General features: G+C 44.2%; 8 protein-coding genes. 5 read left to right on the forward strand and 3 right to left on the reverse strand.

Going from position 1 to position 7,245, the window contains the following annotated elements; genetic code table 11:
- Nucleotides 1-39: 39 nt before the first annotated feature.
- Entirely contained in the window at nt 40-1,110 is a 1,071-nt protein-coding gene (locus tag J7545_RS21760; protein WP_318701344.1) for a CHAD domain-containing protein, read from the reverse strand.
- Nucleotides 1,111-1,406: 296 nt separating this feature from the next.
- On the opposite strand from J7545_RS21760, the gene J7545_RS21765 reads away from it, so the two are divergent.
- Entirely contained in the window at nt 1,407-1,736 is a 330-nt protein-coding gene (locus J7545_RS21765; RefSeq protein ID WP_318701343.1) for a hypothetical protein, read from the forward strand.
- A 143-nt stretch (nt 1,737-1,879) separates the two neighbouring features.
- Here J7545_RS21765 and J7545_RS21770 read toward each other — a convergent pair whose 3' ends face one another.
- Nucleotides 1,880-2,917, reverse strand: coding sequence for a hypothetical protein (locus J7545_RS21770; protein WP_318701342.1), 1,038 nt, complete (start codon nt 2,915-2,917; stop codon nt 1,880-1,882).
- Between the two features lie 283 nt (nt 2,918-3,200).
- Between J7545_RS21770 and J7545_RS21775 the strand changes: the two genes are divergently transcribed.
- Both J7545_RS21775 and J7545_RS21780 read left to right on the forward strand, forming a co-directional pair.
- Complete coding sequence (locus J7545_RS21775) at nt 3,201-3,770, forward strand: hypothetical protein (protein ID WP_318701341.1); 570 nt, start codon at nt 3,201-3,203, stop codon at nt 3,768-3,770.
- Nucleotides 3,767-4,042, forward strand: a complete 276-nt coding sequence (locus tag J7545_RS21780) for a hypothetical protein (protein WP_318701340.1) — start codon at nt 3,767-3,769, stop codon at nt 4,040-4,042. Before J7545_RS21775 ends, J7545_RS21780 begins: the two co-directional genes overlap by 4 nt.
- A gap of 38 nt (nt 4,043-4,080) precedes the next feature.
- Here J7545_RS21780 and J7545_RS21785 read toward each other — a convergent pair whose 3' ends face one another.
- Entirely contained in the window at nt 4,081-4,356 is a 276-nt protein-coding gene (locus tag J7545_RS21785; protein WP_318701339.1) for an HNH endonuclease, read from the reverse strand.
- A gap of 210 nt (nt 4,357-4,566) precedes the next feature.
- Between J7545_RS21785 and J7545_RS21790 the strand changes: the two genes are divergently transcribed.
- A complete protein-coding gene (locus J7545_RS21790) occupies nt 4,567-5,862 on the forward strand; it encodes an ATP-binding protein (RefSeq protein ID WP_318720122.1) in 1,296 nt (431 codons plus the stop codon).
- Nucleotides 5,863-6,008: 146 nt separating this feature from the next.
- Nucleotides 6,009-7,043: a YdcF family protein gene (locus J7545_RS21795; RefSeq protein ID WP_318701337.1), complete on the forward strand. Its 1,035-nt coding sequence runs from the start codon at nt 6,009-6,011 to the stop codon at nt 7,041-7,043.
- Nucleotides 7,044-7,245 lie beyond the last annotated feature (202 nt).

The raw sequence follows: 7,245 nt of genomic DNA on the forward strand, positions 1-7,245 counted from the left end.
CCTTGTTGCGTCGAGCATCATCAACGAAAAGAAAGGGGATCAATGTTTATTATGCAGATGACGATGGTTGGTTGTTTTACTAGAATTCATATCTTCTGGCAGGTCTTTTGATACCAGTGTATTGTTTTCAGTCACGGCGATCGCAATCAAGGGGCTAATCGCGGCTTGTCTTAGTCCTTGACGAACCAGTTCATTTAAATACCGCTGTTGCAACTTGTACCATTCTTTCCAGCATTCGTAACGCTGTTTAGTCAACAGCTTAGTTAATCCAGTCCCTTCCTGTCTCCAGTTAGAAGGTAGAACCTCATCCAAAAAAGCTTCCAATACCAAAGTATCTTGAATCGTGCCTAAGACTTCCTGAATTTGCTTAATCTCCTGCACATATTCTTGATAAACCGGCCCATAATGCTGTCTAAACAAGCTCATTTGATAGCGTACCCGTTTGGCTTGTTTGCGCAGATCGTGTAATGCTTCGCCCTGTTGTGAAATCTGGGCTTCAGCCCCCTTGAGAGTTAACCGAGTTTGCCGCTTAATTTTTTCTCCCTCTACAGTTACCCCAACCCACCAAGCCGGATGTAGCAACAATTGATTAATGTAAGGTAACAATAGATCGGGTAATACACTATTAACTGGTAATTCTGCCCAATTCTGATAGTGCGGCTCTTGCAACCATGTGTTTACCGACTGCTTAAAGTTCTTATACGTCTTACCCTTGAGGAAGTTTTTCACGGTTTTGAAAGCCTTAGAGCGTTGTTTGGATAATTTTTGCAAGGCTTTCTCTAATAAGGGTTGCTCCTTAGCTTTTACTTGGGGTTGATATTCTTGCAGAGCTTCTTGCAGCACATCTAAATCTCGCAACTCTCCCAGAATTCTGGCCATTTTACCAATCCGCTTGTTACTCATCTGGGGGGGTAAGTCTAAAATGGGGGCAAAACCGGTAACTGCACTGCGTAAGCGTCGCATTCCAACCCGCATCTGGTGTAAATCTTCCGGATCTTGGTCAGCTAAAACCTTCTGTTCATAGGAGATCGCTTTGCGGAAATATTTTTCCATACCCAGATAAGCCCAATCTCTTAACTGTTGCGTTTGAGAGTGTCGCTGTTGAATCATCGTCTATGCCCCTTACAATCAAATGAATCGCTTTAGCCATTTAGGATATCTTAGCTAAGAAGGTCTAGGATAACCTACTTACACTCTCCTAGTAATCTTTAATTATCAAAACTTCACAACCTCAAATTGTATCCGTTAGTACAGAGAATTCTCCGCTGCGTTCAAACTGACTTACCCATGGCGATCGCCCAATTGATCGACACAAACGAACCTTGACCCATCCATCTATTGAAATTGGTCTCTAAGCCCTATATACTAAAGTATAGATTAACCTTTTTGCCAATTTACAGATTATTATGCCTCTCTACGATTATTTCTGCCCTAGTAATAATCGCCGGGTCGAAGTTTTTCATTCCCTGAATCAGACCATCGAAACTTGGGGGAAACTGTGTGAATTAGCCCAGATTGATCCTGAACATACCCCCTTAGATGAACCTGTGCGTCGTTTGGTGAGCGCTCCTATGCTTAGCATTCCCACAAGCAATAATGATTACAAAAATTTAGGGTTTAGTAAATTAGTAAAGCGGGATGACGGCGTTTATGAAAACGTCACGGCAAAAGACGGAGAAGACCCCATTTACTATCGAAATAAAAGCTCTACCCATGGTGCTGACTCAAGTAACTAAATTCCCCTTCAGCTTAAACCATCGCTTCAATGAAGCCTTGAGAGGCTCAGGCAACTAACTTAACCCATTACCCAGAAAGAACTGTTATTTAACAAGGGGCTTCAGCCCCTTGTTAAGTGTAGTGTCAGCAAGACAAAAAGCATTTACATGGGAGGGGCTGTTTTCGTGCCTAAATGGATAGACTTATCTGCACCCCGATAAGCATAATCAATGCCTAATTCTTTACAGAAATCTGCCAAGATGACATAAGTAGAACGCTTTAATAAGACTCCTTGCACAAAGGGTTGTACAGGGAAATCTTGGTCACCAACAGCATTTCCATTCACATCCAAGGGACGATTTAGGTAAATGTCAACATTGGGAAAATTCGGAATAATGGGAGCATCGGTCATATACTTAGGTTTGTATTTATCCGAAAGTAGGTTAATAAACCGGATGTCCCCGCTTTGGACTGTACCAATTCTGATTTGGAAGGGTGAGGTTAAATCTAATAACCGAGCATAACACCGGTTATCAGACAGGATATATCCTGTAGAAATTACTCGCCCCCCAAAGAAGAGCCGACATTCTGTTTCCTGTTGATAATTTTCGATCTTTTGTAAGTCTGGATCGGCAGCAGCTTGCATGAAATTACGGATTTTATCTCGCAGGACATCACCCCCTACACCACCGCGATCGGAAGATTTCAGTTGCCACCAGTCCCAGCGCTCTGCTGTTCCTCCGGGCCATCCATCATGCCAACTGATGGGGCCATAATTATCATGGGGGAGACCATAGTATCTAGCTGTACCAAAAGAAACTCCTGTACCTCGCCAAGCTTGCCACTTGGAGAAATCCCGATTGGCGGCTGCTTCTGCATGAGTCATGACAGTAGAGATGGTAATATCGTTGGCACCCCAACCCAAATCTAGGGCTAGGGATGCAACTTCTTTACACATATTGTCAATCTGAATATTAGTAGGGGGATAATCTCGCCAAGCCACTCCTCCCATACAAGAGCAACAGATACTGACGGAATTAGCATTGCGGGCATAAGTATGAGTCCGCAACATTTGGTCATAGCCGGTGTGCCGTTTAACCGTGCCATCACTCATGACTATAGTATGGTAATGACCAGGAGTTGCCCAGTTATAGTGAGTTCCACTCCAGTGTAAATAGATTTTCCGAATGATTTGACCCATAAACTTGCCTGATCCTAAGATATCGACCTCATTATATTTCAGGGATTTCGTCTAGAATATTAAAGTTGGGCAAAAAAGAAGCTTTCTTTAAACAGAGCGATCGCCTCGATCCGCAATTTAGCCTAGTTCGTGACCCCTCTCCCTTACCCACAAAATCTCCAAGATCGAGTAAAAGTCCTCTCCCCAAACAGGTTCAGAATGCACCATAATAGGAAACAGAACTGGCCAAGGTTTTGGCTAACTCCACCCTTCACCCTATAACTGAATAAAACCTCCTACCACCATGACTGCCATCGTGCATTCCCTCTTTGATGCCCTTGCTCCTGAACCTTCTGAAGACTCCTTATCTGCCAGTACCCTAAAACTCGCTGTTGGAGATGCCCGTGAAGTCCTTGAACAACAACGACAGAAAAACCAAACCCTAACCACTAAACTCAATATATTATTTGTAACGAATGGAGCTTTGCTGACCAGTTTAACCCTATCTCGGTTGGTGTTAGTACCTAACCTGATCGCAGTTGCTGAGTTGCTGGGCTTTCTTGTAAACTTTACATTGCTGATTTCAGCATTTCTCCCTCGGCAAATGGCAGTCAGCCCCAATTTAGGCGATCGCAAATTCCTCGAAACTTACCTCTCCCTCTCACCAGAGGAATATCAACTACAAATGTTGGTTAACTGGTCAGAAGCCTATAATGCCAATAAACAACGCCTTGATGATATCTCCCAATCCCTCTCCTATGCTGCTTATGGGACTTGGATGTTGGCGCTGGTGATTCTGACGGATATGGTAGTGGCTAACTTCTCTCCAGGGATGGCTTGTTTCCCTACTGTTTTGACTTACTTTGCCCTATGAGTTCCACTGCGGACAATCCCAATCCTCCCAAAAAGAAAGTCAACCTGCCGGAACCGGATCAGGATAATATTACGGTACTGACCAATAAGTTACCCAAAAGGCCAATTTTGCCGTGGAACCGTTACGATTCTCCTTGGCACGATCCAGAAAAGAAAGATTCTTTGAAAGAAGAAGACTCTAAGATAGCCCCGAATTTAGAACGTGAAGAGGCTGAAACTCCAGAAGAAACGCAAAAAGGAAATACAATTCCATTTAAGCGCCATCAAGGATAGGTGTACCGATTACTGATTGCCCATTACCATAATTCTAATTATCCTGGGGGAACATTTCCCCGGCGATTTTGGTGGTATGCCAGGTGGCAACCGGTGCATACAGCGACTAGATTTTCTAAGCGGTTATCTTCTGGGCGAAAATTACGATGATGAACATTTAAGGTCATTGCTCGGCGCTCTGCAACTGATAGACTGTTGTTTTTCTCATTGGGTCGAAGACATTGTTTACCACATTTCTGGCAACGCCAAGATGCGGCTTCTTTGACAGAAGCGGCGATTTCTTGCCAGTTTTCAGGGTAGCGATCGCGGGACATACCGATGAAAATTTTATCTGTATTATAGTCAATAGTAATGGTACTAAGTGATAATCATGACGACGGCTAACTATATCAACGTTATTGCAAGACCATTCGTGTATTCTCCGACCTTATTCCCTATTCCCTAGCGCGAAGCGCTATAAATGAGCCGATCGCCCCAACGATCCGGATACAATGTAAATTTCCATGAGATCGCCAAATGCTGATATGACCACCCTAAACCCTTCAGCGCAACAAAAAATTGCCTCACTCCAACATCAAGCGGTTTCCCTACTTCTCTATCAAAATGTACTCCATCATGAAGTCGGGCAAGCCTTTCTGAGCCTCTTAGACCAACTCAATCAACCCGAACCCAATTCCCTGGAGTGTCTCAAAGCATACGGTCATTGGTTTAGAACCCTGGCAGATGTGCAAAAAAGTTGGTCAGATTATCTGCTGGCACAAATTGTCCGAGACCATAACCCCTTTACGAGCAAAGTGCAACACCTTGCCTTAGCCAAAATTCCTAGTCCCCTGATCGCTGCTGCAAGGCAGGATTTACAGACCCTACAAACCCTCTGTCAAGGAGAACCTCCAGTGGTGGAACAGATCGGTTTGTGGGTGCAATGGGTGGCAAATCTGCCAGAACCTCCGGTTTCCTGGGTAATGGACTCTTCTGCTCACCCTCTGCTAGGAAAAACTAAAAACTGGGCGGATGCACTGCCGGAATTAATCCGTTATTATCAAAACCATGGAACTGGAATCTTTGGTGAATATCGAGCCTTGCGCTGGCAGTCGGGAGAATTAAAAGGTATCTCCTATCCCGATCGCATTCAACTCAAGGAATTAGTGGGATACGAAGAACAAAAACAAGCCCTCTTACAGAATACCGAAGCCTTACTTGCTGGCTCTCCGGCGCTTCATGTCCTCTTATATGGCAGTCGCGGCAGTGGCAAATCGTCTTTAATTAAAGGATTACTTCATCAGTATCATAGCTTACGCTTAATTGAAGTAACGAAGTCCGACCTTAAAGACTTACCCGACATTGTCGAACGGCTGCGGGATCTGCGGCAAAAGTTTATTATCTTCGTTGACGATCTCTCCTTTGAAGAAGATGATAATGCCTTTAAGTCTCTGAAAGTCGTCTTAGAAGGCAATTTAACCGCTAGACCTGATAACGTCATTGTTTATGCTACTTCCAACCGTCGTCACTTAATCCGGGAATTTTTTGGCGATCGCCCCCGTCCTCAAGATGCCGAAGAGATTCACTATTGGGATACAGTACAAGAAAAGCTATCGTTTAGCGATCGCTTCGGCTTAACCCTCACCTTTGAACCTGCCGATCAAAGAACCTACCTGCATATGGTGAAACATTTAGCCACCCTTAATCAAGTTTCTCTCACGGGTGCAGAATTAGAATATCAAGCCTTACAATGGGCAACCCGCCATAATGGGCGCTCCGGCAGAACCGCACGGCAGTTTATTGACTTTATTAAATCTCAAGGCAATAGCACGAGCAATTAAATCGCCAATAATAACATTGCTTGATTTTCTCGGCATCCATTACCGTCAAAAAAGCCAGCAAAAATGGCCCCTTGTCCGGACAGCAGCGAATAGGAGATAGTGATAGGCAGTTCATTCACCAGTCATCAACCCAGACAGGCCACAGTATGCTCTTTTCCCTACTTACTCGGCTTTTGCTGTGGCTGCTGATTGCAGTCATTGCTTACGCGATTCTCCTGCAATGGATTCCCAAGAAATATTATACCTGGTTAGGGGGAATCCTGATTTTTACCTTGATTATCCTCACCTTCTTCAATCCCAGTGCGGTGGTAGTGGCAGACATTTGGAGATTGTGTGTTTTTCCCCTCACCCCCCTAGGACTCTCGATTACTCTGATTTTATCGGGAATGTTGCACTTCAAAGGCAAGGAAATTGCCAAACCGGGAAAAACACTGCTCTGGTTTGGGTTCGCTATTTTAATCCTCTTTAGCCTGCCCTTGGTTGCTTATAGCTTGGCATATCAGGCAGAATCAGAATCCGTCAAAAGTACCCAACAACGCTATCTGAACTGTCAAGCCGCTTGTCCAGTTCCCCTCATGGAACAAGCACGAATTATTGTTCTCTTGGGTCAAGATACAACGCAAGCCGTGACGACCGAAAATTATCGCCATGTGCAATTGAGCGATCGCGGTAACCTAATTTTTCATACCCTAGAAATATTTTGGGCCTCCGTTTCCCAAAATCAAGACCCACAAATCATTGTCACCGGACGCTCTAGGGTAGAAAGTCTTACGCTTACCGAAAATACGAACGAAGCCCAAGATATTGTCAACTTACTCCAGCGTTTTGGAGTCCATAATTCTAATCTCCAACCCATTTCTCAAGGAGATAATATCTATCGTGCTGCCCTACAAGTGAGCAAAATTCTCGAAGTTCAAGGATTACAAGGAACCCCGGTTATTCTGGTCACCTCTGCCTTACAAATGCATCGCGCAGAGCTGACCTTTTCCGAGTTAGAAATCAAAGTAATTCCCAGCCCTACAGACTTCATTACCATTCAAAATGCCCCGATGTGGAAAAAAATCACCTTAGCAGATATTATTCCCAGTTCCCAAGCCCTCACCTTAAGTACGAAAGTCACCAATGAATACTTAGCTCTGATCTACTACTTTTTACGGGGATGGCTCTCCCCCTTTATCTAAAATGAATAATACCAAATCCGGATAGTATAGGCATAGTTAGAGAGAAATGAGAGAAAGATGGCTCAAGGGGTGACAAGGTAGCTCAAAGGTCGCTATAGCGACCTTTTTCGGTAGTATTTTGCTGAAAACCTCAACTCAATGGTCGCGATCGCATAACTATAGCATCAGGTTAGAGGGTTACTTGCCCAAAAAATCGCTAGAT

This window comes from Roseofilum sp. SBFL, assembly GCF_017746885.1.
In the GTDB taxonomy this organism is placed as follows: Bacteria; Cyanobacteriota; Cyanobacteriia; order Cyanobacteriales; family Desertifilaceae; genus Roseofilum.

Excerpts from the sequence above, each read along its gene's own strand:
- J7545_RS21760 (WP_318701344.1), bottom strand. The coding sequence starts at position 1,110 with ATGATTCAACAGCGACACTCTCAAACGCAACAGTTAAGAGATTGGGCT.
- J7545_RS21765 (WP_318701343.1), top strand. The coding sequence starts at position 1,407 with ATGCCTCTCTACGATTATTTCTGCCCTAGTAATAATCGCCGGGTCGAA.
- J7545_RS21770 (WP_318701342.1), bottom strand. The coding sequence starts at position 2,917 with ATGGGTCAAATCATTCGGAAAATCTATTTACACTGGAGTGGAACTCAC.
- J7545_RS21775 (WP_318701341.1), top strand. The coding sequence starts at position 3,201 with ATGACTGCCATCGTGCATTCCCTCTTTGATGCCCTTGCTCCTGAACCT.
- J7545_RS21780 (WP_318701340.1), top strand. The coding sequence starts at position 3,767 with ATGAGTTCCACTGCGGACAATCCCAATCCTCCCAAAAAGAAAGTCAAC.
- J7545_RS21785 (WP_318701339.1), bottom strand. The coding sequence starts at position 4,356 with ATGTCCCGCGATCGCTACCCTGAAAACTGGCAAGAAATCGCCGCTTCT.
- J7545_RS21790 (WP_318720122.1), top strand. The coding sequence starts at position 4,567 with ATGACCACCCTAAACCCTTCAGCGCAACAAAAAATTGCCTCACTCCAA.
- J7545_RS21795 (WP_318701337.1), top strand. The coding sequence starts at position 6,009 with ATGCTCTTTTCCCTACTTACTCGGCTTTTGCTGTGGCTGCTGATTGCA.